We start from the raw sequence: 25615 nt of genomic DNA, 5'->3' as shown, positions 1-25615 counted from the left end.
ATATTAAGTAATGGAGGTTATTTCACAATGCGGTTTGTTCGTGTACTCCTCATAATGGGTGGATTGTTCATATTCCCAAGCGTTTCATTTGCTTACAGTAACCCATTTGATCTTTCTGATTCATGGGAATGGGATAATGGAGACTTTTACGGGGAAGGTGATCCATACATATTAAAATATAATGGCATCTATTATCTTTATGTTAGTACTGTCGACGATAAAAGTGGAGTAAAGGCTTGGACATCGGAAGATCTAATAAACTGGGATTACGCTGGACTGGTCACTGAGGAGCCCGGTACAAAAGCAGCTTATGCGCCTGAGGTGACGTATTGGAATGGGAATTTTTATATGTATACATCGCCGGGCGGGAATGGGCATTATGTTTATAAAAGCTCAAGTCCATTAGGACCTTTTGTGAAACAGACAGAGAATTTGGGAATGGGTATCGATGGTCATGTCTTTATTGATGACGATGGCCAATGGTATTTTTATGGTACTGGGTCTGACCGCATCAATGCATACAAAATGGAGGATCCTTATACATTTGGTCCAGCCATAAATACGGGAGCGGAAATGGACGGATGGACAGAGGCTCCAACGGTATTTAAAAGACATGGACAATACTATATGACCTATGTAGGTAATCATGTTTGGAGTAAAGCTTATCGCGTTGACTATGCAACTAGTGATTCACCAACGGAGAATTTCAAAGAGAAATCATTACAGAATCCCATTCTGCTTAATACAGAAGGTGAAAATGTTGGATTAGGACATAATGGTATGATAAGAGGTCCTGATTTAGATTCTGAATATATTGTGTATCATAGCCATGCGAATCCAGGTCGCTATTTTAATATGGATCGAATTGCCTGGAATGGGGATAAGATGACCGTGTTGGGCCCTACTACATTTGAACAGCAAAATCCAAACTTACCGGATTTTAGTGATCGTTTCAAACGAGACGATATAGGCAAGGAGTGGTCAGAGGTTAATGGGGGTACATGGAAGATTCATGACGATGCTTTGGAGCAAGAATTAATTAATGACACTACATGGCATCGTCTCGTTACAACCTATGAGGCGGAATCCAATTATACAGCCGAATTTAACATGACTTTAAAAGATAATGGTGAAAGTGCTACCCCTCGTTATGGTACGGTATTTTCCTATCAAGATGAGGATAACTATGGAGTAGCTGTGTTAAGCTCAAAAGAAAATAAATTAGAAACAAATTTCTTTGTTGACGGTGTTGAACAAGGCTGGGAGGAATCAACACTTCCTGCTGATTTCGATTTTAAACAGTTGCACCAAATCAGGGTTGAGAAGGAAGATTCCAAGTTTACTATTTTTGTAGATGGAATGCATAAGCAAACAAGGGATATTGATTCTTTACATGGTGGGAAAATAGGCTATACGGCAAGCGATGTACATGCTTCCTTTGGTTATATTGCAACAAGTAATAAGGTAAATGGCAGTAATGTATTTGATTTCCATAAACCTTTGCCAGGTAAAGTAGAAGCTGTTCATTATAATTCAGGCGGGGATGGCACTGGCTATCATATATCCGATGGCGAATTAAATCATACGTATCGGCAGGATGAAGTTGATACTCAGGCAAATTCTGAAGGTGGATATAGTGTCAAGCTAGCAAAAAAGGATTGGCTGCAATACAACATCAATGTAGAAGAAAAAGGTCAATACAGTATTAACTTAAGAGTAGCTACAGACAATAATGAAACAAAAGTGCGATTATCGCTTGATGACAAGGATTTAACTGATACTGTCAGCATTCCAAATACTGATGGGCAATGGCAAAACTTTATAATTGATCATGTTTCTGTGCCCAAAGGAGAACAGAAGCTGAAAATCGAAGTTACTCAAGGCTCGTTATTCTTTGCTAGTTTTGAGGTTAGTAAGTACAAGGATGCGCCGATTATCCTTGAAGATTTTAATGATGGGGTTGATTTCGGATGGGATCGCTATGAAGGGTCTTGGAGAGTGGATACTAATCAAGATTCCGCAAGTGTATTTGATGGGTTTAAACCGATTCCTGGAGATATTCAAGCTGCCTATTACATTACTGGGGGAGAGGGAATAGCCTATCATGATACGACTCCAGAAAATATAGGCGGTGTGCTAAGAGACGATGCTGTTGATATTCGCGATAAGCCAGGGGGCGGAACAGCAGTTGGCTGGAATCAAACAGGTGAATGGTTAAAATATAATGTGGCTATTCAAGATGAAGGAATCTACAATCTGGAAATGGAATATGCCACGACATTTCAGAATGCAAAAGTACGATTTTGGTTAGATGATGACATTGACTTAACAGGTATAGTTGATGTTCCCGCGTCAGGAGATTGGAATGATTGGCAGATACTTAGGATGGAAGATATACAATTGCCGAAAGGAGAACATACGTTAAAGATTGAAATTGTGGAAGGTGAATATGATATCGCTAAATTTCACTTTAGATCCTTTGATATCCACAAACCAATCCCAGGCACAATTGAAGCAGAAGATTATAATCTTGGTGGCGAGGGTGTCGCGTATCATGTCCATTCAGATTCAAATACCGATGGTGAATTTAGGAATGATGCGATAGATAGTCAACCTGATCAAGACGGCGGATATGCCATCCACGAATTAAAAAAGGGAGAATGGATCAAATATAATGTAAACATATCCGAATCGAATAAATATGGACTTGATTTCATTGCCAATAATTTCGATGAAGATACGAAAATACGTATTTCGTTAGATGATGAAATAGATGTAATAGAAAGCTTTACTATTCCTGTTACGGATGGAGAAAAGGATTGGGAGAATATTTCCATTTCCGATTTGGATTTACCGCAAGGAAAATATACGCTCAAGCTTGAGGTGATCGATGGCGAATTATCTTTTACAAAAATGATTTTTCATACATTTGATCGTACTCACTCCTTGCCAGGGAAAGTGATGGCAGTCGATTATATGACTGGTGGAGAAGGTGTCGCCTATCATGATAAAACCCCGAGAAATATCGGAGGCAAATATCGTTTTGATCATGTGGATATTCGCAATCATCCTGATGGTACGTTCAATATTGGCTGGAATCAAACAGATGAATGGTATAAATATAATGTTGATATTGCCAAAGATGGTGACTATGTATTGGATATAAATGTCGCAACTAAGCAACAGGATGGCCAAGTAAGATTATGGTTAGATGATGAAATAGATCTCACAGGAGTGATCAATATTCCACGCACAGGGGAATGGGATGATTGGGCGAGTGTAATAAAGGAAAATATTTCATTGCCTGCCGGAAAACATACCATTAAGGTAGAAACGGTCAATGGTGAGTTTGATTTCCATCATTTTAGTTTTCTTGAACAAGATCAGTATCAAGAAGTTGAACAAGAGGGTGTGTATCGCTCAGGGGCAGGGACATTTGGTAAATCTGTGATTGGTGATAGTGCTTGGCATAATTATATCGTTGAAGCTGATGTCCAGGTTGTGGATGGTAAAGGCGACGGTGGTATCCTATTTAGGGTAAATAACCCCGCCCACGGAAAAGAACTTAACCACAATAATGCCGATATGTTACAAGGATATGTTGCATATGTCAATAAGGATGGTGTTCATCTCGGTAAGTTTAATTACAATTGGACTTATTTGGAGGGGGCCAAACTAGATGATCCAATCGATGAATGGCAACATATCAAAGTAGTTGCAAACGGAACGAATATCAAGATTTATGTTGGGGACATGGACAAACCAAAAATAGATTACGATGATCATAGTGCTACAGCATTTATACATGGTAAAGTTGGCGTCAGAAGTGTTTTAAGCGATACAAAATACGATAATATCTTTGTTCAGCCTTTAGAACCTAGTACGACGGATATACTAGAAATCCTTGAAGAGCATCAAAAAGATTTAGCAGAAAAAGATTATCGATCACTTAAAGTCCATTTGACAGCAGTGGGACAATTTGAGAAAAAAGGATCTGCAAAAAAGGTCATTAAACATATGGAAGGGTACAAGGAATTGCTTGATTATCAGTTAGATAATGAATTGATTTCTAAAGGACTGTATGGAATTTTAATGGCTACTACCAACTCGATCATTGAGTATTGGAAAGGAAAATAAGAAAAACTAAGCGGAAATTCCCCATGTAAGCAGTTTTCTAGCATGGGGAGTTTTTATGTACAGATATCTTTAAGGTGGATTAAGCTTTAAGGATGTTTATTCTTTTGTAAGATATTGATTTGGCGAAACTTCATAATAATTTTTGAAAGCACGTGAAAAGGAATAAAGATCTGAATAACCAAGGGAAAGTGCTATTTCAGTGATTGTATGGGTTTTCTCAGTAATCAATTCTAATGCTCTATTCATTTTTAAAGCTAAAAGATATTTACTTGGCGTCACGCCGACCTCATTGACAAATGAATCAGTAAAGTAAGACCGATGGATACCAACGTATTTTGCTACATCCTTTACGGATATGTTTTCTGCAAAATGCATATCCATATATTCTTGACTTTTTTTTAGCCAGTTTCTAGGTGTAGTAGGAGCAAGGTTCTTTTGTTTTGATTGAATAGAAAGGCTATGAAATAGCTTATAGATAATACTTAAACCAAATAGATCATCATCCTCGTCATCTTTTTTAAGATGTGTTGCGAGCCGTTCTAAGATTTCTATAATTTCTTCATTTAGTATGCCTTTAACATGAGTGGAATAGTTGGTAATCCCAATGCGCTTTAAAAGTGGAATTGCTTGTTTTCCATTAAAAGCCAACCAAAACATTTTGAGTGGATGGTCAGGATTGGAAGAATATTGATGTGTTTGATTAGGGAGTAAACAGAAAATATCCCCTTGTTGAATTTTCTCATTCGTCTCATTCTGAGTAAACATTCCCTCTCCATCTAAGATAAAGTGTACACTGTAATAGGTAATCATACGTGGTCCCATTTTATAGTTTGATTTAGCTTTGTTATGCCCCGCTCTAATGGGCCATAGTCCCCCCGCCTTTTCCATCGGGGTAGGGGTATGAAACCAATGTTCTGCATATTCATGAGAAAATTCCTTCAAATGTAATCCCTCCCATTTTGAGATGTAAAGAAAGAATAATTTCTAGTCAATGTCTAGCTACATCGCTATATGTTCGCTTGCGTTTTTGTCCCGTTATAGTAATCGTAAAATTGTGACTTCTTAGTAACTTGCTTATGTTGTGTGTGTTCGACATCTAGCTCCGGCGCCTAGTGACTAGCGCCTTGCCTTCTTCCTACATAAGTTAACATTGGCGCATCTTTCGGTGTCTAGCCTAGCTACGAGTGGTAGGGGCTCGAGGCCAAATAAATTAGAATCTGGGAGGAAAAGAACGCCCTTCCAGGTTCCAGAACATGCTTATCTCCTAAGCAACCGCCTTCCGTTTTTCTTATAATCTAACAAAATGTTATCCATTAATCTAACAATGTAACATTCTAGGTTTAATACAATTTGGCTATCTTATAGATTAAGATCTCTTTATATATTTATTATATTGTGAAAATTGGAGGCCAAGCAAGTGGGAAAACAGAAGAAACCTAACATTCTGTTGATTTCAACAGACCAACAACATTGGAATACAATTCATGCATTAGGGAACGAAACGATACATACTCCAAACTTAGATCGATTGGTAAAGGAAGGAATTGCTTTTGAAAGAGCTTATGTTGCCAGTCCTGTTTGTTCTCCAAGTCGTTCATCTATTATTACAGGAGAATATCCTTCTAGGCACCAGTGCTGGAATATAGGTGTTGAATTAGATGAAGATAGAACGACCGTTAGCGACTTAATGGGAAAAGGCGGTTATACAACTGGATTGTTTGGGAAGGCCCATTTTAAACCTGTATTAACAGAAGGTAGCTTTGAAGCTCCTCCACATATACATGATCGTGACTTCTGGAAAGAGTGGCATGGTCCATATTATGGTTTTGAAAAGGTAGCAATGGTTCACGGGCATTCTGATGAAGACTCATCTCATGGTATGCATTATGGAGCCTGGTTAGTTGAGCAAGGGATCGATCCTTCGAAATATTTTGGACCTGGTGGTGGACACCGGGAAGGTTCTTGGGATTTACCAGAAGAGTATCATTATACTCGCTGGACAGCAAATCAAACAATGGATTTTATTGAATCTAGGGAAGAAAGTAAGCCGTTTTTAGCTTGGTGCAGTTTTCAGGATCCGCATAATGCCTTTCTATGTCCTGAGCCATGGAATAGTATGTATGATCCTGATCAAATGCCTCCATTTGTGGAAAAAGAGGGAGAAATGCTTGATAAGCCCCTAATTCATCAATATCTTCTGGAAGATCGGATGAATGAACTCGATATTAATGTTACAGCAGATCCAGGACATAGTACTGGGGGAGTTCAGTGCTTAGGACATACGAATAAAAAGCTTGGTTATAAAAGAGCTAGAAAATGGCTCTCCTCATATTATGGAATGATCAGTCTAATTGATCACCATATTGGACGTCTTTTGGATAAGTTAGATGAGTTAGGTCTAGCCGAAGATACATTAGTTGTTTTCACCTCTGATCATGGTGACTATGCTGGTAATCATGGCTTTTGGCTTAAAGGTCCAATTCACTATGATGATGTTTTACGTGTTCCGTTTCTAGTGCGCTGGAAGGGAGAGCTTCCTGAAGGAAAAAGAACAAATTCACTTATGAGTTTAGTAGATTTGGCTCCAACATTTCTAGAAGCTGCTGGAATAGAGAAATACCCCTCCATGCAGGGAATTAGTCAACTGAATACATTGTATCAACCTAATCAAGCTACACGGGATTGGTGTCTAGTTGAAAATCGCGCGGAACCTAGTTTTTATGTGAAAACCCTTGTGACAGATCGATATAAGTTAAATTATTATTTGGACCGCAGTGAGGGTGAACTTTACGATCTTGAGAATGATCCGAATGAGTTTGTAAATCTGTATAATAACAAGGATTATACGGAAATGAAGTGTGAAATGTTCAGTAAGTTAGTGGATATCTATGGTGAATTAGAAAATCCCATCCCACCTAGACAAAGTTTTGCATGATTGAACAAGGATTAGCTATTTAAATATGGGGGGCTGAAAAATGGAACACCCAAACATTCTTTGGATAACTACTGATCAACAACGTTTTGATACACTTGGCTGTTACGGAAATAAATTTGTACATACACCAAATATTGATAAGTTAGCAACGAGTGGGGTCTTATTTGAACAATGCTATAGCAATAGCACAGTTTGTACCCCAAGTCGAGCAAGTTTTCTTACTGGTAGGTACCCGAGGACAAACCGAACCAGGCAAAACGGACAATCGATTCCTAATGATGAAATTCTCGTTACAAAGTTATTGGCGGCTGCAGGGTACACATGTGGTTTGGCGGGGAAGTTACATATTTCAGCCTGTAATCCATCTATTTCTACTACGAGGGAACGTCGGATAAATGACGGCTATACAGAATTTAATTGGTCACATCATCCAAATCGGAATTGGGCTTCTGATGACTATCAGCACTGGCTCATAGAAAAGGATGTGCAGGTTAAAAAAAGAAAGGTTGAAGGGATGCCGTATATCGAATACGGCCCTGAGGAGGAGAATCATCAAACAACATGGTGTGCCCAAAAAGCCATTAATTTTATTAAAAACAATGCCGATTTTGAAAATCCATGGCTATTTTCGGTAAATATGTTTGACCCACATCATCCATTCGACCCACCGGAAGCATATCTGAAGCGCTATATAGATATGCTTGATGAGATCCCCCTACCTAATTATAGGGAGAATGAATTGGACGAAAAACCAATTTTTCAACAAATTGATCATGACGGAGCATATGGAGTAAAGGGGTTATTTCCTGCCTCTAAAATGAGTGAAAAAGATCATAAAATTTTAAAAGCTGCCTACTGGGCGATGGTAGATTTAATAGATAAGCAGGTTGGAAGAATAATGAATGTCCTCGAGGAAACTGGACAGTTGGAAAATACCATCATCATTTTTATGTCAGATCATGGAGAAATGCTAGGGGATCATGGAATTTATTTAAAAGGTCCACACTTTTATGATCCGGCGGTTAAGGTCCCATTTATTATTTCCTATCCAAGTAAAATACGTGGAAATAGACGAATGAAAACAATGGTTGAGCTGGTGGATATCGCACCCACTTTGTTAGAAGCAAGTGGACAACCATGCTATACAGGTATGCAAGGGAAATCTTTATGGGATTTATTAATAAATGCAAATGTGGAGCATCATAGAAATGATGTCTATTGTGAATTTTACGATGATAGGAGAGGGGATGATGGGCAAAGAATATTAGCGACCATGCTGCGAACAGAAAATTACAAACTTGTTATCTATCATGGAATGGATGACGGAGAACTATATGATTTAGATAAAGATCCAGATGAATCTTCAAACTGCTGGAATCATCCAGATTATCAATCAGTCAAAATGAAATTGTTTCAGCGATTGCACGATAGAATGCTGGAAACAATCGATCCCTTACCAGAAAAAGAAGCAGCATGGTAATCATTAAATACAATTCGACTTTTTACCATTTACCTTGGCGGATGATAACACAGATAATGAGGGATTTGGAAACCTAGGAAGATCATTTAGTTATATAGAGGGAGAGTTGTATGATGGCTATAGAATCACCGGCCTATTTAATTGCCTATTTTAGATCAGGTCCTATGCAAACGAATAAAAATGAGAGACTTCATTACGCATATAGCCGCGATGGTTTACATTGGTATGAACTTAATCAAAATCATGCGGTTTGGTCGACATCTATTGGAGAAGGAATATTACGTGATCCTTTTATCAATAAAGGAAAAGATGGATTTTGGCATCTAGTCTTTACCATTCGTCCAAAAGGGAAGTTTTTAGGATATGCTAAATCAAAGGATTTAATAACTTGGCAAGATGAAAAAGCAATAGAGGTTATGACTAACTATCATAACGTTCAAAATTCGTGGGCACCGGAATTTAGTTATGATCCGGAAGAAGAGGATTATCTACTCTATTGGGCTTCCAGTGTTGGAGAGGATATGAGTCATAATAAACATTATTGTTGTCGTACATCGGACTGGGATACTTTTTCTGAAACAACGTTATTTTTTGATCCTGGTTTTCAAACGATTGATGCTAGTATTGAACAATGGAACGGAACAAATTATATGTTTGTTAAAGACGAAAGTGCCGTCTATGACTCTAAAAAGCGTCCTCAGCCAATTGCGAATAAGCTGGCTGTATCAGCCGATTTAAGCGGTCCATATGAGGTGATTAGTGACTTTATTACCCCGAATTATACCGAAGGACCCGAAATATTAAAAATCGAGAATAAGCAAAAATGGCTCCTAATTTATGATTATTGGAAATATGGAAGGTTTGGGATAAAGGAATCTACCAATCTTGTTGATTGGTCTGATGAGCTTGATAGTACAAAATATCGCTTCCCATATCAAATTCGCCATGCTACGGTTTTTCCTTTAGGGGAAGATGAATTATTTCAGTTAATGAATCACTTTTCATTGGAAGCTTATTACCCAACCGTATTCCATAGTTATGTATCTTTGGCTACCCATTCAAGTAGTGGCTTTATGCATAATGAGTTTTATATGCGTTCGGTATCGATGTGGTTTAAAGCTGATACCATTGTTGGAACGCAGGTTTTATATGATGAAGGCGGAGACAAGAGTGGTTTGGGTATTCGCATCAAAGGCGGGAAACTAGAGGCAGCTGTCCGCAGTAATGGTAACCAACTAACTGTTTCGGCAGAGTCGCTCGAAACAAATAAATGGTATAACGTAATCGTCGTATTCAATGAGGGTAATTTAAACTTGTACATAGATGGAAAATTGGCTGAGACAAACTCTTTTCAATCTCCTTTCATCGAAAATCACCCGAATCCAGGTGGTCTTGGGGCTCGATTTGATACAGATGCATTTGGTGAGTCAGCTGGTAAAGCGATATTTAATGGGATATTCCGGGATTGCCGGATTTATACAGTGCCATTACAAGAGGAGGATGTAGATTATCTGTTTTGGACTGAAAGAAGATAAATGGAAGTAATGGTGATTTAAGGTTTTATAACAAGCGTCTTCTATTGATAGAGGACGCTTGAGTTTTTTCTGAATTTTATCTGAAACCTTGTGTTAACATGGATCAAGCTTAAAAATACTATATTTAAATCCTAACAAATTGCCAACTGGTCACCTAACAAATTAACATTCATTATCCACGATATTTCAATTACTCTATACAGAGAAAGGGATAAAAAGTTGGAGGGGGATCTTGAAAAACCTAAAGTGAAAGGAATAAATCAAAAGAAATGTATCCGATTACATTTTGTGGACCTTGGTAGGAGTGTCATAGACAGTAAAGGAAAAGGGGGAAGTAAGTTGAATAAAATTTTATCACTAGTTTTGTTTTTAGTTTTGGTCACTCTAATCATTGCAGGTTGTTCAAAGGCACAGGAAACAAGTGAGAGGAATGCTAGTGAAGGCCCTTCAGACAATTTTAATAAGGAAGGAATGCCGATTGTTGATGAAGAGATTGAATTAAAGTTCTTTGCCAGACGTTCTCCTGTAAACGGTCCCTATAAGGATATGTCTGTTTTCAAAGAGTTTGAAAAGCTGTCGAATATAAAAATAGAATGGAATGATGTTCCACAGGATGGTTTTGATGAAAGGAAAAACCTGGAATACGCTGCTAAAAAACTACCTGATGCCTTTTATAAGGCTGAAATTTCACATGCGGAGGCCGTAAAATACGGTTCGTCAGGGCTTTTTATTCCGCTTGAAGATTTACTTGAGGAGTATGCACCAAATTTAACGGCTTTATTTGAGCAATATCCAGAAATTAAGTCATCCATTACAGCTCCAGATGGTCATATCTATGCTTTACCAGCTATTGTTGAATTGGATGCCGCAAGAACGGAGAAATTTTGGGTTAATAAAGATTGGTTAGATAAATTAGGATTAGAAGAACCGACAAAACCTGAGGAATTGGTTGATGTTCTTACTGCCTTTAAAAATGATGATCCGAATGGGAATGCAAGCAAGATGAAATTCCATTAACCGAACGTAACTTTCCTACATTAGTAAATAATATGGCAAGTTCTTGGGGATTATTGCAGGACATGGGAAATACGATAAATATTGAGAATGATAAAGTCCATATTTGGAAGACGGATGATAAATATAAAGATCTATTACAATTCCTAAACAAGCTTTACAAAGAGGGATTATTAGATCGAGATGTTTTATCACACTCCCCTTCAGAGTACACGGCTAAATTGTCTACAGGAAAAGTAGGGATGTCCCATACACAGGGCGATGATATGAGTACTCAATATAAAGACTATGAGTACATTGGTATTGCACCGATAAAAGGGCCTTTCGGAGATCAATTAGTCAAGGCATCGCCGCTAGCAAGAGATTTTGGTACGTTTGCTATTACATCTGCCAACGAATATCCTGAGGCAACGATTCGATGGATCGACTACTTCTTTAGTAAGGAAGGTTCTATTTTCTTTAGATATGGAGTTGAGGGAGAAACCTTTAACTATGATGATAATGGTTTACCTCAGTATATAGAAGAAGACGCAAATCTCGAAAACGTTACTCCATTTCCTGGGGGAGGAGCACCGCAATATATAACGGAATATAATTCGTCAGCCATTAACTCAGAGGCAGTACAAGAAGCACAGAAAAAGTTCGATCCCTATTTACCAGAAATTATTTATGGTACCCCATTATTTGATGAGAAAACAACCAAAGAAGTGAATCAAATCCGTCAAGATATGGATGCTTATTATAATGAAACAAGTTCCCAATTTATTAATGGTGATTTGAGTTTTGATAAGTGGGATGAGTACGTTTCCACGATAGAAAATATGGGTCTAGAAAGATTAGAAGAAATTTATCAGGAAGCTTATGATAAAAACTTTAAAGAGCAATAGTGTTTGAGACTGGGACAAAACTAGGGAAAAAACAAACTAATGGGGCACATATAACTGCTCCAGAAATATACTTTGCCTTCCGCAGGCGGCTGGTGGGCTTCCTCAGGCATACGGATGTAGGTCACGAAGGCGTTGCAACGTACAAGGAAGTACTAGTGTAGGTGAAGCAACAGGAAGTTGCGCTTTGAGCCTGCCGCCAGGACGGCGTGTACTTAGCCTTTGATTCTCATTTGCACTCCGGGGGCTCACTGACTGTTGCCTTTCGACGAACACGATGTTCTAGTGTCGGCGTTGGTCACAGAACGTGACAGTACTAGCCGACCTCCCGCAGGTATATTTCCTTCGCAAAGATAATACATGGTTCTACTTTGGGGCTTAGCATTTTAGTTATGTCCCTGCCTCACTAAAAAATAACTTAAGAGGGAGGTACGGAAGAAGTGAGTAATTTAAGGGCGAAATCTCAAGAAAATAAATCGAGTGTGAACTCCCAACCAATATTAAAAAAGACTAGTGTATGGAAACAAGTTGTTAAAAGTTATGATTTGTACCTTATGCTCTTGTTGCCGATTGCCTGGTATATTATTTTTCAATATGGTCCGATGTATGGTTTACAAATTGCCTTCAAAGACTTTAATCCTTCGTTTGGCTTTCTAGGAAGTGAATGGGTTGGTTTTGAAAACTTCACAAGGTTTTTTGAATCTTATTATTTCGGTAGATTACTATGGAATACGTTCTCAATAAGTATTTATTCGCTACTAATCGCATTTCCGATCCCGATCCTTTTGGCCTTACTGATTAATGAGATTCGGAGTAATGCGTTAAAAAAGTGGGTCCAAAATATTACATATATCCCCCATTTTATTTCCGTAGTCGTGATTGTTGGAATGTTAAGCCTATTTTTAAACCCGGCAAGTGGAATCGTCAATACTATGCTCAATGCTTTAGGAATCGATTCTATCGCTTTTATGGAAAAGCCAGGATGGTTTAAGTCATTATTCATTGGGTCAAATATCTGGCAAAGTATGGGCTGGCAGTCGATTATCTATATTGCAGCGTTAGCTGGAATCGATCCACAATTGTATGAAGCAGCTAAAATGGACGGAGCAAGCCGGTTTCAGAGAATTATCCATGTATCCATACCAGGGATTTTACCTGTAATTATTATTTTACTTATTTTGGATGTAGGGAACTTTTTGAATGTGGGTTTCGAAAAAATTCTCCTAATGCAAAATAATTTAAATATGAAATCGAGTGATGTCATCCAGACATTTGTGTATAGAAACGGTATTCTCAATGGGGACTTTAGCTATAGTGCTGCAATTGGTTTATTTAATTCGGTTATAAATTTTATTTTGTTAATAGGTATTAATCAATTTGCAAAGAAAAAGGCAGAGACAAGCCTATGGTAGGAGGAAATTTGAAAAATGTCAGTGAAGGAGGGAGCCTGCGGTGAAACAATCTAAGAAGATCTCGGATGGGAAAGTATTTGATATCGGAGTGCTCATTATTTCTGCTGTCATTTCGGTCATCATATTATATCCATTAATTTTTATAGTTAGTGCTTCTTTTAGTAATCCTGAGAAAGTTATGAGTGGTGAAATGTGGTTTTTTCCTGTTGATTTTACATTAGATGCTTATAAGGAAGTTTTTAAAGATAGGGACATATGGAATGGCTATAGAAATACTATTTTTTATACGATTGGTGGTACTTTCGTCAATATTATACTGACAACATTAGCCGCATACCCACTTTCAAGGCGAGATTTACCAGGTAGAAACATCATTATGTTTATTATAACCTTTACAATGTTCTTTAGTGGGGGAATGATTCCAACCTATTTGGTCGTACAAGAATTAGGTATGGTCGATACCTTTTGGGCGATGATTATACCGAATGCGATTGCAACCTATAATCTGATTGTTATGCGTACTTATTTTCAGACAAGTATTCCTTGGGAGCTTCAGGAAGCTGCAATGATCGATGGTTGTTCTAATTGGAAGATGCTATGGAAAGTGATTCTCCCGTTATCCAAACCGATCATGGCCGTTATGTTACTTTTTTATGCAGTGGGCCATTGGAATGCATTTTTCAACGCTCTAATTTATCTACGGGATGACAAACTGTACCCTTTACAGCTTATACTTAGAGAAATTCTTCTTGTTAGTCAGGCCAATATTACGGACGAAGTTAGCAGTGAATTTGGATTAGACGAAAAGATGATGTTAGGTGAAAGTATTAAGTATGCTTTAATTATCGTAGCTAGTATACCTGTGCTCGTCATGTATCCTTTCGTACAAAAGCACTTTGTCAAAGGCGTAATGATTGGATCGATTAAAGGATAATTGTTTTTATAATAAATAAATTTTAAAGAGAAAGAAGGTAATCTCATGATTAAAAGTACTTTTCAAAATCCATTATTGGATCCAGGAGCAGATCCGTGGGTTTATAAAGAAGATGATATGTATTATTTTATGGTGACGAGAAGAACACACCTCGATCTATGGAAGTCGCCAACCCTAAGCGGGATTGGCAATGGAGAGCGGAAGACAATTTGGACCCCGCCAAAAGAAGGGATCAATAGCCACTTTCTATGGGCCCCGGAGATTCATAAATTAAATGGAAAGTGGTATGTATATTTTACTGCGAATGATGGAAAGGTCGGAAAAGAAGGTGATATGACACGGAAAATTTTTGTTTTGGAAAATTCCTCACAAGATCCGTTTGCAGGTGAGTGGATTGAGCGAGGCTATGTCAACACTGAATATCCCGGATTAGATGGAACAGTCTTCGAGCATAATGAGCGTTTATACTTTGTATATGCGGGATATGGGCAGTTTCCAGCTTATGGCTCTGCCCTTTATATTGCAGAAATGACGGATCCATGGACTTTGATCGGACCAAATGTCATGATATCGAAACCGGAATACGAGTGGGAAATGCAAGGGGGGATGGCGATTAATGAAGGGCCTGTTATGTTGAAGAGAAATGGGAAACTTTTCTTAATTTACTCGGCAAGTACCACTTGGTCGGATGATTATTCGCTTGGGATGTTAACTGCTTCTGCAAAAAGTGATGTAATGAATGCTCAGTCATGGGATAAATCGCCTGCTCCTGTTTTCAAAAAATCAGTGGAGAATAGCGTTTTTGCCCCAGGTCATAATGGTTTTTCTCAATCTCCAGATGGGACGGAAGATTGGATTGTTTATCATGCCATTTCCGAGTCGGAAGGTGGTAGTGATCGACGGAGTACCCGCATTCAAAAATTCGGATGGAAAGCGGATGGTACGCCTGACTTTGGAGTTCCCCTCTCTACATCAGTATCCATTCAGGTACCCTCAGGCGAAAGTGAATCTGAATAGAATATTAGAAATAGCTCTCGATTGTATGGCTATATTTAAACGAATGGGTCAGCCTCTTTTTGGAGGGCTGGCCCTATTGTAAATGGCTATGTAATAATGATCATTACCATTAACCTTCTTCATCTTGCGATCCTTCCTCTACATATATTAAGCCAGTCCTACCTATGACAAAGGATTATGTCCTTGCATTTGGTGGTCCTAGAATTAAGCCCTTTTTTCAAACCTTTGAATTGACTTTATTTAAAGACGCTTTAGAGACTTGTCTCTTTACAGGAAAGATTATAAACTCAAAATACAAGATTTGAATGTTTAGAGAATAGCGTTCTTCCAACACATAGGGTGATTCCTCCATTTAAGCCCTAAGCTTCTATAGTTAATTTGGTAGCGCTTGCAAATGTCGAATTAAAAATGAGGAGCTTTTTAGAAGCGGTAATTTGCATTCTATGTGGTGTGAAGGGTCAGATGTGCACAATTATAATCTAAAGAGAGGGGTTTTGTTTCATGAAAAATTTTCGTTTGTTATCAGTTATTCTTTTGATCGGAATTTTCCTTGTTGGTTGTAGTTCTGGAAACAGTAGTCAATCTAGTGCGGGAGGAACAGAATCAAAAGGAGGCAATGAATCAGATGAGAAGCTGTCTGGCGAAATTACCGTTTGGGCCCATCCTTACACTGGGGATCAAGAGGTGGAGGGGAAAATGTGGGATGAAATTATCTCTTCCTTTGAAGAAGAGACTGGTGTGAAAGTAAATTTTGAACAAATCCCATGGGCGAATCGTGATCAAAAGATTTTAACGGCATTGGTTGCGAATAATGGTCCTGACGTATTTTATGCGATACCTGATCAAATGCCACAATATGCGGATGAAGGTATGTTGCTTGAGCTTGATCCCTATTTAGAAGATTTAGATATGGATGATTTTGTAGATACTGCATTAGTGTCAACAACATGGAAGGATAAGTTATATGGTTTACCGATTTTGCAAGAGGCTTATACATTTTTTTATAACGTAGATATTGTGAAGGATATTGGAGAAGATCCGGAAAATTTGCCAAAAACATGGGAAGAGTTTGATGAATGGGCTAAGAAGGCAAAAGATAAAGGTTACTATGCAATGAGTTTTGCTGGAGGGGGTTCTATGAATGGAACACTTTATCCATATGTATGGCAAGCTGGTGGAGATATTGTTAATGAAGATAATGAGGTCCTAATTAATAATGAAAAGAGTTTAAAGGCTTGGGAACGTTTGAACAATATGTATAAAGAAGGTTGGATTCCTGAAGATTCAATTACAGCAATGGAACATGATGCTTTATGGGATAGTGGCAAAATGTTAGCAGTCCAAGGTTCAGGTACTTCAGTTACGAACTTACTAAGTAAAGATTTGTTTGACTTTGTCATTGCTCCACCGCTAAAGGGGGAAGAACAAGTGACATATGGGACGACTGGGATGTTTGTAGCCCCTGTAAATACAGATAATCCAGCCGCAGCAGCTGAATTTATTAAGGTGATGACGAATACAGAAAATCAAAAACGCTTTAATAAAGTGACTCAATATATTCCAACCCGTGAATCGGCAAAGGAAATATTTGATGATGAACCATATTTAAGTCAACTTGCAACTTATACCCAATATGCATTGCCAGGAGTCATCCATCCTGCCGGGCGAACGATCATGCCTTTTATCCAATCTGAACTGCAAACAATGATGGAAGGGAAGAAAACACCACAGGAAGCGGCGGATGCGGCAGCAGAAGCAATTCAATTAGAGTTAGACAAGAAATAATGGCTAGGTTGACAGGGGGGTTGAGGCAATTGCTCAAACTCTCTGTTACTGACTTTTTAAGAAATAAGGTGAGGATAGTGGAAAATACTGAGATGAATCAAACTGTATATGTTCCAAAGAAGAAAAAGGCTCCATTGGGTGAACGACTTAAAAAGGAACTGAAGAGAAATGCCATCGTCTATATTTTCTTGACCCCTATCATGATCCATTTTCTCATTTTCCAAGTGTATCCATTTTTATTAAGTTTCTATTTAACTTTTATGGATTGGAAAATAATTGGGGATCCAGAATTTGTTGGACTTAAACATTGGCAGAATTTATTAACCGATAAATTAGCATGGAAAGCCATTTGGAATACTGTTCTATTTTCCATCTATTATATATTACCTACAATGGCACTTGGTTTAATCTTAGCTCTCATTATTAATTCAGGTGTAAAAATAGCTAGTTTCTTTAAGGGGATATTTTTTCTACCTGTTGTGACTTCATTCGTTATAATCGCTGGAATCTGGGGTTGGTTATTTAGAGGAACTCCAGATGGACTAGTGAACTATTTAATTAGTTTTATTGGAATTAAACCACAGCTATTCTTTTCGGCTTCTGATCAAGCCTTAATGGTGTTGGCAGGATTAAGTATTTTCAAAGTAAGTGGGAGTACAATGATCTACTATTTTGCAGGCTTACAATCTATTCCAAAACAATTGTATGAAGCTGCTCGAATAGATGGGGCTTCAGCCTTGCGAATTTTTCGTAGTATTACTTTTCCACTATTAAAGCCTATTCATTTTTATGTATTGATCACAACAACCATCGGTTCTTTCCAAATCTTTGATTCAGCCTATTTACTTACAGGTGGCGGTCCAAATTATTCAACGACTACGCTTGTCTACTATTTATATGAACAGGGTTTTACAAGTTTGAACTTAAGTTATGCATCGGTTTTGTCTTATGTTCTATTTATAATCATCTTGATTATTTCACTTATCCAAAGAAAGTATTTAGGGAAAGAAACAAATATTTATTAATGGCTTAGGTTTTTGGAAGGAGAGTTATACCATGGTTAAGAAGATCATTTCATATACGGCATTATTACTATTAGGAGCTTGCTTTTTATTACCCTTTATTATTATGATATTAGGCTCTTTTAAAGATGCGCAGTATGCGCAAATGGATCCGTTATTTTGGATTCCTGATCAACCTACCCTTAAAAATTATATTTATATATTTAGAGATGGTATTTTTTTACGTTGGATTATGAATTCAGTCATCGTGACGATTATCCCTGTGATAAGTCAAATGGTCTTTTGTGCAGTATTAGGCTATATATTTGCAAAAAAACAGTTTCCTGGAAGAGAAGTTCTCTTCTGGATCTTTATGGCAGTCATTATGATTCCACAACAACTGCTAATTATTCCAAAGTATATTATGTTCTCTGATTTTGGCTGGATTAATACATTTAATGCATTAATTATTCCTGAACTTTGGGGTATTATGGGAGTATTTCTTGTTAGACAATTCCTTCAAGGGATCCCAAATGATTTTGAGGAGGCAGCATATATCGACGGAGCAAATGACTTTCAAATCTTTTTTAAGGTGATATTGCCATTATCAATACCAGTCGTAGCAACTGTAGGCACATTCTCTTTTATTTCTAACTGGAATGATTTATTCCAACCATTAATTTATTTGACGCAAGAGAAAATGTTCCCGATTACTCTTGGTTTAGCTTCTATGCTTGGTAAAGAAGGAAACTTTGGAATAGAGATGGCAGGATCAGCTATTTCATTTGTGCCAACATTTTTGATATTCCTCTTCTTCCAACGTTATTTTACAGAAGGTATTCAGATGTCAGGGTTGAAGTAGAAACTGATGAGAGGAATAAATTCGTAAGATCTTATCAATGGCATGATCGATTCAAGGATTCAGAAGCTATTAACCATTATTTACTAGAATAAGGGAAAAGCGCATGTTCATAATGGAGAGAGATCTACCCACTACAAAAAAGTTGGAATAATCCCCTTAACCGAATGGGAATTTAGTCAGAAAGTTTCTGGAAAGGACTGGGGGAGAAGGCCACCAGTCCGATTCTTAAAAGAGTTCGTCATCGTCAATGAAACTGAGTCGATAAATCCGGCGGGGACGCCCTTTATGTGTAACTTTTTCTTCCCCAACGATTTCTACTAATTCTGCATCCATCCATTTCAATAGAATTCTGTGTGCACTTCTTACAGTAATCTTTAAAGTGGAAGCCAATTCTTGAGCGGTGTAATCAAACTTTCGATAGCGGGCGACACGTGCCATTAGTTTTGTCATATAGGCAGCAGACATCCCTGCCTTTTCCGCTCTTTCTAATAGCTCTGCATCTGTAATCGCTAAGTCATATCTTTCGTATTGGGTATGGGTCGTAATATCGACAGGACCTAGAACACTTCGGTCTTCTCGAACAATATAGCAAACATTGCCTCCTAATTCCTTTGATTGACGAAGGGCTAGCCGGGCATGGTTTCCGGCTTCTGCGGCAGTCCTGCCGAAGCCAATGCCCATGCTAAGAGTAATATCAAGTTCGTTTTTTGTATCTTGGAGAAGAGGGATGAATTTATATCCTCTTGTTTCTCGTTCGAAAATCCCTCTTGTTGTAATAAAGGAGTATTCCTCTCCTCCTAGGTTGATAAGGTGGCCATCAAGCTGTTTCATATAATCGAGTAACATTTGTTGAATATTTAGTTTCAATAATTGGACATCATGCTCAGATGTGAATCTTTCTACAACTCCTTTGAAGTTATCGATATTAATTAGCCCAAATACAATTTGTGCCTCTTTGTTACGGCGAGTAGCGGTTGCTAAAAGAGCACGTTCAAGAGAAACAATCAGATCTTGTTGTGTAGGTGTAACCCATTCAAAGGGGATTTCTTGTTCTGCTAAACCGTCTGCGACCTCTTGGATACCTGTCAAGGCAACCGTGTCGTATGTAAGATAGTTTTGACGATGAAATTCAATGATTTTCTGGATCTTTGACCCTTGGGAATGTTTTTTGTAGATATATATTTCTTTTGCCTGTTCACCAAGCTCTAATAAAATTTGCTCTACATATTTCAGTTCTACCGTATCAACGGATAGGCCCTTTAATCCATAACTATTTTGCAATAGAAATAAGGAACGATAAAGACCAGTACCCATGAGAGGGACATGATGAACTGGAATACTAAACTCAACTTGTTGTTTGGCCAGCTCGTATACATGATATTCAGTAAACAAGATAACATCGACATGACTCATTAAATCTTTGAGTGCCTCAGAATTAAAGTTTAGAGAATTAAAATTATAAAATTGAGGCTGGAAGTTTGGAAAAGATTTTAATGTTTCGCTTGTTAATTCGATAAGGGGCTGGGGGCCAATAATGCCGATCTGGATCTCAGAATCGTAAGAAGCATTGTGTTGAGTTGTCATGAGTTCTACTCCTTTATAGGTCGCTTTTGTCTCTTTATCTCCCATATTACTTTTTTATTTATATGCTGTCAAAGTCTGGTTTCATTAGATTGATAGCGTTTTTATTATAATTCATTAAAAGACACTTATAAGACTTGTCTTTTAATGGGTCTATTCATACAATACGAAATAAGTAGTTTATTTATTAGGACAATACAAATATAGGATAGGGGTGTTTAAATGAAGACAATTGCAGAATTAGAGGAGTTTATGACAAAGCCTTCAGAACAATTACTACAGGACATTAGAAATATTGATGGAGACATCTTAATTTTAGGTGTGGGAGGGAAAATGGGTCCAACTTTAGCTAAATTGGCGAAAAGGGCTATAGATGAAGCTGGAATTGGGAAACGGGTTATTGGTGTTTCGCGCTTTTCGTCAGGGAACTTGAAAAAGGAGTTAGAGGACTTTGGAATCGAAACCATTGCTGTCGATTTGTTAGACGACCAAGCCCTGCAGTCTTTACCGAATGTTAAAAATATAATTTATATGGCGGGGAATAAATTTGGCACGGTTGGTAATGAACATTTTACTTGGGCGATGAATACCTATTTACCCGGCCGATTAGCTGAAAAATTTGCTTCCTCAAAAATGGTCGCTTTCTCAACAGGAAATGTTTACCCATTGACGAAGGTGTTGAACAATGATTGTACGGAGGATAAGGTGGTTGAACCGATCGGCGAATATGCTCAATCTTGTTTAGGACGTGAGCGAATATTAACTTATTTTTCCCGAAAGAACGGGACACCAATGTTATTCTTTCGTTTAAATTATGCGATTGATATGCGCTACGGAGTTGTATTAGAGATTGGTAAGCAAGTATTAGCCGGTAAGAAAATTGATTTAGCCATGGGGAATGTAAATGTCATTTGGCAGGGAGATGCTAATGAATATGCGATTCGTTCTCTCCTACATTGTGAAACACCACCACAAATTTTAAATATAACAGGGCCAGAGACAATTTCAATACGTTGGCTGGCTGAGGAATTTGGAAAGCGCTTTGGCGAGCGTCCTCAATTTGAAAATGAGGAGCAACAAACAGCACTATTAAATAATGCGGCTAAAGCCCACCAATTATTTGGTTATCCAAAAGTTTCCATTCAGCAAATGATTGATATGGTCTCAATCTGGCTAATGAATAATGGCCAAATCCATGATAAGCCGACACATTTTCAAGAACGAAAAGGGGCTTTTTAAATGTTAAATCAACAAGTAAAAGAAAAGCTGCATGATGGAGTTGTTATTCCTGCTCACCCTCTAGCCCTTACAAAGGACCGAAAGCTCGATGAGATAAGACAACGTGCACTGACCCGTTATTATATCGAATCAGGCGCAGGTGGAGTGGCGGTTGGTGTTCATACAACTCAATTCGAAATTCGTGATCCTCGGTTCAATCTATATGAAAAAGTAATGTCTTTAGCGATTGAGGAAATTGAAAAAGCTCAACTATCGGAAATATTTATTAAAGTCGGGGGAATTAGTGGTCCAATCGAACAGGCAATTCAAGAGGCAAAGTTTATTAAAGCGATCGGGTATGATTTCGGTTTGCTAAGTATGGGAGGATTAACATCCTATTCAGAAGGAGAACTTCTAAAAAGAACGGAAAGGATCGCTGAAGTCATTCCCATTTTTGGTTTTTATTTACAACCATCTGTTGGCGGGCGAGTGTTGTCCTATGAGTTTTGGAAAGAGTTCGCAGAAATACCAAATATCCATGCGATTAAAATTGCTCCTTTTAACCGTTATCAATCTCTTGATGTTGTGCGTGCTGTTTGCCAATCATCGAGGAACGAAGAAATTGCAATTTATACTGGAAATGATGATAATATCGTGAATGATTTATTAACAACATATCGATTTGATGTGGCCGGTAAGAAGGTAGAAAAGCCAATCGTTGGTGGTTTGCTTGGGCATTGGGCCGTTTGGACAAAAAAGACTGTTGAATTGTTCAAACAAATTCAATCTGTAAAAGATCAGGGGGAAATTCCTAGTGAGCTTTTGACCTTAGGCCAGGAGATTACAGATGCAAACGCTGCATTCTTTGATGCGAAGAATCAGTTTAAAGGCTGTATAGCCGGTATTAATGAAGTTTTAACAAGACAAGGACTATTACAGGGAAATGAATGTTTGTTAGATAAGGAGAGGTTGAGTCCCGGTCAAGCTGAGGAAATTGACCGTGTCTATGCGGCATATCCGCATCTGAATGATGATGAGTTTGTACGACATCATCTTAAAAATTGGTTGGACTAAGTATAAGAAGAGGAGAGTGTGTTCGTCGTGCGTAAAATAGTGGCAAAAAATCAACGAATAGAAATTGCACAAGGGGAAATTCCTTTACTCAAACCGGCTTATATTTTGGTCAAGACCAAGTATTCTGTCATATCCCCAGGTACGGAATTAGGAATGATTGAGAATAGTTCTGATCGAGAGGTTCCCCTTGGCTACAGTGCAATGGGGGAAGTTGTGGAATGTGGGGAAGGGATTAATAATGTGAAAAAAGGTGATCTTGTTGCTTGTTATGGTGCACCATATGTTCACCATGGTGAATATTTGCTTGTGCCACGTACTCTGTATGCGAAAGTCCCGAAAACTGTAGAGGCAAAAGAGGCTGCACTTGCGGGAATTGGGGCAATTGCGATTCATGCACTGAGAATTGCTAAGTTGCAATTTGGCGAAACGATTGTAGTCGTAGGATTAGGGATGCTTGGACAAATGATTGCTAAGATTGCCAATGCTGCAGCTTATCATGTAATTGCTTGTGATTTATACGAAGAGCGTGTAACAATGTTAGCTCATGATAAAGGGATAAGGGCTTTCTCCAGTATGGAGCAAATGGAGGAGGAGATCCTTAGGAGTACAGGCGGTCATGGGGCTGATGCCGTTTTGCTTTGTACAGGTGGGAAGAGATCCCCTCTGACTTATGAGAGCCTAAAGTGGATTCGAAATAAGGGCAAGGTCGTAATTGTAGGGGATGTGGAACCTGACTTTCCAAGAAATCTTATGTTCGGAAAAGAGGCAGAGCTGCTTATATCGCGAGCGGGCGGACCTGGACGTTATGATGAAGTATATGAGAAGCAAGCGATTGATTATCCGTATGGTTTTGTTCGCTGGACAGAAGGGAGAAATATTGCCGAATATATTCGATTAGTAGATAAAAGAAGAATCGATGTCCAGCCATTGTTAAAGACAGAGATTGCATTTAATGATGTACTAGAAGAATTTGCACAGTTACGTAATAAAAAAACGAGTACGTTAACAAAGATAATTCGCTATTAATCATTTTTTGATCATACTATAGCGCCTTAAATGTGGGCGCTTGTTCCTAAATAAAGTAGCGAAATAGGGAAAGTGGTGGAGATATTGGGGTTAGACCAACTTCATTATTATGTGCCAACTGTTAGAAACTTGAAGGCAAGAATGATTAAAAAGGATGTCATAATTTATGGAGGAACACCAGCAGGTATTACAGCGGCTGTCCAGCTCGCTCGCGCAGGTTACTCGGTAGCGATTGCAGAATTTAGTCAACAAATTGGTGGGATGACAGCTAGTGGTTTAGGAGCCACTGATCTTGGTGCAGAAGAGGCTGTTGGGGGGCTTGCTAAAGAATTCTATCAAGAGATTGCCTATTATTATCAGAAGGAAAAGCAATGGAATTTCGAGCCAAAAGCAGCTCAATATGTTTTTCATAAATGGGTGAAGGAGCATAATATCCCCGTATATTATCGTCAACATTTAGAAAAGGTATGTAAGATAAATGGGGAGATAACGGAAATCATGATGGAGGATAGTTCTCGTTATCAAGCTAATATTTTTATAGATTGTAGTTATGAAGGTGATTTATTAGCAAAGGCGGGTATATCCTATTATGTAGGAAGGGAAGCCAATGCGACATATAAAGAAATTTATAATGGCATTCAATTTGGCGCTCCCCATCATAAATTTGAAAAATGGATTGATCCTTATAAAGTGGAGGGAGATGCCAAGAGTGGGCTCTTACCGGGAATAACGGAGAATGATCCAGCCTTACTAGGTTATCAGGGGCAAGGGGATCACCGTATTCAAGCTTATAACTTTCGAATTTGTCTTACGAACGACCCCCAAAATCGGCTTCCTTTTCCGAAACCAGTTCATTACTATGCCGAGCAATATCAACTGTTATTACGATATATTCACTCGGGTATATGGGATGTGATGAAGCTCCATACTATGCTGCCAAACAGAAAGTCTGATTTAAACAATTTTGGTGCTTTCTCGACTGATTATATTGGCATGAACTATGATTGGCCAGCAGGAAGCTATGAACGACGTGAGGAAATTTTTCAAAAACACGTAAATTATAATCTAGGTCTTCTTTATTTTCTCGCAAATGATGAACAAGTGCCAGTCAATATTCGCAGGGAAGTGGCTGAATGGGGACTTCCTGAAGATGAATTTATGGAAACGGGTCATTGGCCTCCACAACTTTATATTCGTGAAGCAAGACGGATGATTTCCGATTATGTAATGACAGATCATAATTGTTTGGGACAATCAACTGTTCATGATTCTATTGGCCTTGCTTCTTATCATATGGATTCCCATAATTGTCGCCGAGTGGTGATAGATGGACGGTGTGTCAATGAAGGAGATGTTCAAGTGCCAACTGCTCCGTTTTCTATCTCATATCGTTCGATTCGCCCGCGGTCAAGTGAATGCACGAATTTACTTGTTCCTGTTTGTTTATCAAGTTCCCATATTGCTTATGGTGCCATTCGTATGGAACCTGTCTTTATGATATTAGGGCAATCTGCTGGGCTAGCAGCGATACTTGCTTTAAAAAACAAAGTGGGTGTACAAGCAGTACGATATAATGAGCTACGAACAGAACTTCTCCGCTACGGACAAGTATTAGATTGGTCAGAAGAAATTGAGGATGATCCGATTAAACGCATGGAGTCGACTTTTGGCAAATAATTTTAAAATAATCCGCCTTACTGCGGATTATTTTTTATGGAAA

At 38.3% G+C, this 25615-nt stretch carries 18 protein-coding genes; 16 read left to right on the top strand and 2 right to left on the bottom strand.

What is annotated here, in order from left to right:
* Positions 1-27: 27 nt before the first annotated feature.
* A complete protein-coding gene (locus J2Z23_RS06040; RefSeq protein ID WP_209973477.1) occupies positions 28-4137 on the top strand; it encodes a carbohydrate-binding protein in 4110 nt (1369 codons plus the stop codon).
* A 96-nt stretch (positions 4138-4233) separates the two neighbouring features.
* Here J2Z23_RS06040 and J2Z23_RS06035 read toward each other — a convergent pair whose 3' ends face one another.
* The gene (locus J2Z23_RS06035) at positions 4234-5079 is read right to left on the bottom strand and encodes a helix-turn-helix domain-containing protein (RefSeq protein ID WP_057981681.1); all 846 of its coding nucleotides are present in this window, start codon (positions 5077-5079) and stop codon (positions 4234-4236) included.
* A 475-nt stretch (positions 5080-5554) separates the two neighbouring features.
* On the opposite strand from J2Z23_RS06035, the gene J2Z23_RS06030 reads away from it, so the two are divergent.
* The 11 genes from J2Z23_RS06030 (at position 5555) to J2Z23_RS05985 (ending at position 18996) form a co-directional block, all read left to right on the top strand.
* Positions 5555-7072 (top strand): sulfatase family protein, encoded by a 1518-nt coding sequence (locus J2Z23_RS06030; protein ID WP_057981682.1) that lies wholly within the window; start codon positions 5555-5557, stop codon positions 7070-7072.
* Between the two features lie 40 nt (positions 7073-7112).
* A complete protein-coding gene (locus tag J2Z23_RS06025; protein ID WP_057981683.1) occupies positions 7113-8552 on the top strand; it encodes a sulfatase family protein in 1440 nt (479 codons plus the stop codon).
* Between the two features lie 113 nt (positions 8553-8665).
* The gene (locus J2Z23_RS06020) at positions 8666-10087 is read left to right on the top strand and encodes a LamG-like jellyroll fold domain-containing protein (RefSeq protein ID WP_057981684.1); all 1422 of its coding nucleotides are present in this window, start codon (positions 8666-8668) and stop codon (positions 10085-10087) included.
* A 339-nt stretch (positions 10088-10426) separates the two neighbouring features.
* Complete coding sequence (locus J2Z23_RS22225; RefSeq protein ID WP_238482633.1) at positions 10427-11104, top strand: extracellular solute-binding protein; 678 nt, start codon at positions 10427-10429, stop codon at positions 11102-11104.
* A 32-nt stretch (positions 11105-11136) separates the two neighbouring features.
* On the top strand, positions 11137-11988 hold the full coding sequence (locus J2Z23_RS22220) for a type 2 periplasmic-binding domain-containing protein (protein WP_238482632.1): 852 nt from the start codon (positions 11137-11139) through the stop codon (positions 11986-11988).
* A 479-nt stretch (positions 11989-12467) separates the two neighbouring features.
* Positions 12468-13397: an ABC transporter permease gene (locus tag J2Z23_RS06010; protein WP_057981859.1), complete on the top strand. Its 930-nt coding sequence runs from the start codon at positions 12468-12470 to the stop codon at positions 13395-13397.
* A gap of 40 nt (positions 13398-13437) precedes the next feature.
* A complete protein-coding gene (locus tag J2Z23_RS06005; protein WP_057981685.1) occupies positions 13438-14331 on the top strand; it encodes a carbohydrate ABC transporter permease in 894 nt (297 codons plus the stop codon).
* 45 nt (positions 14332-14376) lie between these two features.
* Positions 14377-15348 (top strand): glycoside hydrolase family 43 protein, encoded by a 972-nt coding sequence (locus J2Z23_RS06000; protein ID WP_209973475.1) that lies wholly within the window; start codon positions 14377-14379, stop codon positions 15346-15348.
* A 501-nt stretch (positions 15349-15849) separates the two neighbouring features.
* Entirely contained in the window at positions 15850-17133 is a 1284-nt protein-coding gene (locus tag J2Z23_RS05995; RefSeq protein WP_057981691.1) for a sugar ABC transporter substrate-binding protein, read from the top strand.
* A gap of 92 nt (positions 17134-17225) precedes the next feature.
* Entirely contained in the window at positions 17226-18158 is a 933-nt protein-coding gene (locus J2Z23_RS05990) for a carbohydrate ABC transporter permease (RefSeq protein ID WP_057981862.1), read from the top strand.
* A gap of 31 nt (positions 18159-18189) precedes the next feature.
* Positions 18190-18996 carry a carbohydrate ABC transporter permease gene (locus tag J2Z23_RS05985; protein ID WP_057981692.1) on the top strand — a complete coding sequence of 269 codons (807 nt, stop codon included), beginning with the start codon at positions 18190-18192 and terminating at the stop codon, positions 18994-18996.
* Positions 18997-19221: 225 nt separating this feature from the next.
* Here J2Z23_RS05985 and J2Z23_RS05980 read toward each other — a convergent pair whose 3' ends face one another.
* Positions 19222-20625 carry a GTP cyclohydrolase IIa gene (locus J2Z23_RS05980; RefSeq protein WP_238482631.1) on the bottom strand — a complete coding sequence of 468 codons (1404 nt, stop codon included), beginning with the start codon at positions 20623-20625 and terminating at the stop codon, positions 19222-19224.
* 174 nt (positions 20626-20799) lie between these two features.
* Here J2Z23_RS05980 and J2Z23_RS05975 point away from each other — a divergent pair, with 174 nt between their 5' ends.
* From J2Z23_RS05975 to J2Z23_RS05960, 4 genes are all read left to right on the top strand, one after another.
* The gene (locus J2Z23_RS05975; protein WP_057981694.1) at positions 20800-21816 is read left to right on the top strand and encodes an NAD-dependent epimerase/dehydratase family protein; all 1017 of its coding nucleotides are present in this window, start codon (positions 20800-20802) and stop codon (positions 21814-21816) included.
* On the top strand, positions 21817-22869 hold the full coding sequence (locus J2Z23_RS05970) for a dihydrodipicolinate synthase family protein (protein ID WP_057981695.1): 1053 nt from the start codon (positions 21817-21819) through the stop codon (positions 22867-22869). It abuts the gene before it with no gap.
* Positions 22870-22908: 39 nt separating this feature from the next.
* A complete protein-coding gene (locus J2Z23_RS22700; RefSeq protein ID WP_338018414.1) occupies positions 22909-23895 on the top strand; it encodes a zinc-dependent alcohol dehydrogenase in 987 nt (328 codons plus the stop codon).
* 72 nt (positions 23896-23967) lie between these two features.
* Entirely contained in the window at positions 23968-25572 is a 1605-nt protein-coding gene (locus J2Z23_RS05960) for an FAD-dependent oxidoreductase (RefSeq protein WP_338018413.1), read from the top strand.
* The last annotated feature ends 43 nt before the right edge of the window (positions 25573-25615 follow it).

Origin of the sequence: Lederbergia galactosidilytica (assembly GCF_017873565.1) — a bacterium.
Classification (GTDB): domain Bacteria; phylum Bacillota; class Bacilli; order Bacillales; family Bacillaceae_C; genus Lederbergia; species Lederbergia galactosidilytica.
Note: the sequence above shows the minus strand (reverse complement) of the source record. Positions and strands in the feature narration are given on the sequence as shown.

Bases quoted from the DNA above. Each gene is read 5' to 3' on its own strand.
- J2Z23_RS06040 (WP_209973477.1), top strand. From the start codon at position 28: ATGCGGTTTGTTCGTGTACTCCTCATAATGGGTGGATTGTTCATATTC.
- J2Z23_RS06025 (WP_057981683.1), top strand. From the start codon at position 7,113: ATGGAACACCCAAACATTCTTTGGATAACTACTGATCAACAACGTTTT.
- J2Z23_RS06020 (WP_057981684.1), top strand. From the start codon at position 8,666: ATGGCTATAGAATCACCGGCCTATTTAATTGCCTATTTTAGATCAGGT.
- J2Z23_RS22220 (WP_238482632.1), top strand. From the start codon at position 11,137: ATGGCAAGTTCTTGGGGATTATTGCAGGACATGGGAAATACGATAAAT.
- J2Z23_RS06000 (WP_209973475.1), top strand. From the start codon at position 14,377: ATGATTAAAAGTACTTTTCAAAATCCATTATTGGATCCAGGAGCAGAT.
- J2Z23_RS05995 (WP_057981691.1), top strand. From the start codon at position 15,850: ATGAAAAATTTTCGTTTGTTATCAGTTATTCTTTTGATCGGAATTTTC.
- J2Z23_RS05990 (WP_057981862.1), top strand. From the start codon at position 17,226: ATGAATCAAACTGTATATGTTCCAAAGAAGAAAAAGGCTCCATTGGGT.
- J2Z23_RS05985 (WP_057981692.1), top strand. From the start codon at position 18,190: ATGGTTAAGAAGATCATTTCATATACGGCATTATTACTATTAGGAGCT.
- J2Z23_RS05980 (WP_238482631.1), bottom strand. From the start codon at position 20,625: ATGGGAGATAAAGAGACAAAAGCGACCTATAAAGGAGTAGAACTCATG.
- J2Z23_RS05975 (WP_057981694.1), top strand. From the start codon at position 20,800: ATGAAGACAATTGCAGAATTAGAGGAGTTTATGACAAAGCCTTCAGAA.
- J2Z23_RS05970 (WP_057981695.1), top strand. From the start codon at position 21,817: ATGTTAAATCAACAAGTAAAAGAAAAGCTGCATGATGGAGTTGTTATT.